Below are 1,471 nucleotides of genomic sequence, written 5' to 3'. Positions count from 1 at the left end.
GACGCCCGACGTCATCAACCTCGGCTACACGCTGCTCAGCGGCGCTCCCCACAAGAATGAATTCACGCGGGGCGGGCACGGCGAGAGCACGACGCCCGGAGCACAGGGCGTCACCCTCGAGCTCGGCGAGCATCCCATCGCCGAAGAGTTGCGCAAGCTCGGTCTACCGAAGGATCCGCTGCTCAGCAACTGGTGCGAGCACATGCGGGGAAGCTTCGGGCCGTCGCTGCCTCTCTGAAGCTGCGAAGCCCGGAGGCGACTAAACGCCTCCGCCAGTCCTGTTTCGCGGAAACGACACCAACACGGACCGCGTGGGCAGTTGTACACTTGGCATGCGAACTCCATCTGGAGTCGACCCTCTCGCATGCTGAAGGAGACCCCATGGTCCATCGCCCGACGGCCCTCTCGCTCGCATTCCTGCTCCTGCTCGGGGCGACCTTCGCCTTGGCGGGGGAACGGACACTGGACAGTTCGAGAACGATTGCCGCTCCCTCCGCAGACGTTTCCCGAAGCATGAATCTGATGCGCAATGAACTCGACGCCCTGCGGGCGCGACTGGGCGCGCTGGAGAAGGCGAACCGAACGAGGCCGAAGCAGGTACAAGTCCAACCTCGCGCGGACCGAGGCAAGCAGCCTCGCGCGACCAGTCCCGCCTTTCCGGGAGCGACGGGCCAGCTTTCCGACGCAGCGTTTCGCCAGAAGGTCATGGAGGTCATGGAGGTCATGGCGCCGAAGCTGCAAGGCATCGACGCCAAACTCGCAGGGCTTGCAGCGCTTCCGGCGGGCCTTCAGAAGCTCCAGGAACACCGCCATGGCCATGGTCACGGGCTCAGGAACTCGAAGACCGTGTTGGCGAATCCGGATCAGATGGTCTTGGTCCCGAGCGGCCCCGTGTCGATGCCAATCTATACACCGTAGAGAACAGCGCCGATGGCCGAGGCCGGGCGAGATGGCCTGAGAGGGCCAGCGTCATCGTCCCGCGGTGTGCCGCCCAGGCCGGCGTGGTGCCAACCTGAGCCCGGACCCATTCTCTTGCGTCACCTCGGGAACCAGAGACGGCACCCACAGGGACGTGCCCGTCCTCCCTTTCGCCCCCTTCGATGCCTTCTGGATCCTCCTGTCGGCCGTCCTCGTGACGTCCGCTCGTATCCTGCGGCTGTTGCGGCACGGGCACTGGGAGGTCTGGGTGGAACTCGGCCGGCCGACCTTGCTGCCTCGGGGCGGCGTAGGAGCCAGCGCGGGCTTGACGCGCTTCTACTGGTCGCGACGGGTCCGTGGTCTCGGCGATTCGGATCTTCGCCGCTGGGTCATCACCTTGCGCGTTCTGCAACTGCTGTTGGCGGCCGTGCTGATCGTGCTGTGGAGCAGGCTCCTCAGCACCGGGACGCTCCAGAACCTGGTGTAGGCTTCGCGAACCCTCGAAAGGAGGTGCCTCGTGGAGAGCGTCCTGATCACCGGTGCGAACTCGGGT

Annotated in this window: 3 protein-coding genes; all 3 read left to right on the top strand. The window is 65.6% G+C overall.

Going from position 1 to position 1,471, the window contains the following annotated elements; all coding sequences use genetic code 11:
• Positions 1-238, top strand: a 238-nt coding sequence (locus GY937_00935; GenBank protein ID MCP5055269.1) for a hypothetical protein, incomplete at its 5' end; no start/stop codon positions are given.
• A gap of 143 nt (positions 239-381) precedes the next feature.
• On the top strand, positions 382-918 hold the full coding sequence (locus tag GY937_00930; GenBank protein MCP5055268.1) for a hypothetical protein: 537 nt from the start codon (positions 382-384) through the stop codon (positions 916-918).
• A 154-nt stretch (positions 919-1,072) separates the two neighbouring features.
• Positions 1,073-1,405 (top strand): hypothetical protein, encoded by a 333-nt coding sequence (locus tag GY937_00925; GenBank protein ID MCP5055267.1) that lies wholly within the window; start codon positions 1,073-1,075, stop codon positions 1,403-1,405.
• The last annotated feature ends 66 nt before the right edge of the window (positions 1,406-1,471 follow it).

This window comes from bacterium, assembly GCA_024228115.1.
Classification (GTDB): Bacteria; Myxococcota_A; UBA9160; order UBA9160; family UBA6930.
The sequence above is the reverse complement of the archived record's forward strand: the minus strand, read 5'-3'. Positions and strand labels throughout refer to the sequence as shown.

Bases quoted from the DNA above. Each gene is read 5' to 3' on its own strand.
- GY937_00930 (MCP5055268.1), top strand. From the start codon at position 382: ATGGTCCATCGCCCGACGGCCCTCTCGCTCGCATTCCTGCTCCTGCTC.